The organism is Bradyrhizobium sp. NBAIM08 (assembly GCF_020193935.1).
Classification (GTDB): Bacteria; Pseudomonadota; Alphaproteobacteria; order Rhizobiales; family Xanthobacteraceae; genus Bradyrhizobium; species Bradyrhizobium yuanmingense.
In genome coordinates this window covers 1-461 of the sequence record NZ_JADYVR010000233.1, presented here as the reverse complement: position 1 = coordinate 461, position 461 = coordinate 1, and the positions used below count along the sequence as shown (strand labels likewise).

At 44.7% G+C, this 461-nt stretch carries 1 protein-coding gene; it reads left to right on the top strand.

Annotated elements, in window-relative coordinates; all coding sequences use genetic code 11:
- A partial coding sequence (locus tag I6F37_RS39265; RefSeq protein WP_225154266.1) for a hypothetical protein occupies positions 1 to 461 on the top strand: 461 nt, incomplete at both ends.

Sequence of the window (461 nt, the reverse complement as noted above, 5' to 3'; positions counted from 1 at the left end):
GAACTGAACAGTGCCGATGGTGCGGACATCAGTAATATCAACTATTCTAATTTGAATATTTCAGGGTTCCCCTCATTCGTTTTCATTCTTAACGGTGCTAATTTGCGGGGTACTACTCCGATTGGTAGCTCAAAAAAAACTGGTGTAGTTGGTAATATTTCGATTCAAAACGTTGATTGCGGCAATATGGCAACACCAACCGGCAGCGTTATTTCCGGTCTGGTCACGAAGGATAATATCTACCGCGTAGACGGTGTTCGCTTTACTAATGTTAATGTTCAGGCTAAGGGTGGCTTAACTTCCGTACCCGCCGAACCTGCAGAATACAGCGGCAAATATCCGAAAGGCAGTGTATTTGGAAATGTACCGGCCTGGGGGTACTATATCCGCCATGCTAATAACGTAACTTTTACAAATTGCACCCAAACCGTGTCGCCTTCTGATGCCAGGCAAGCAATTTT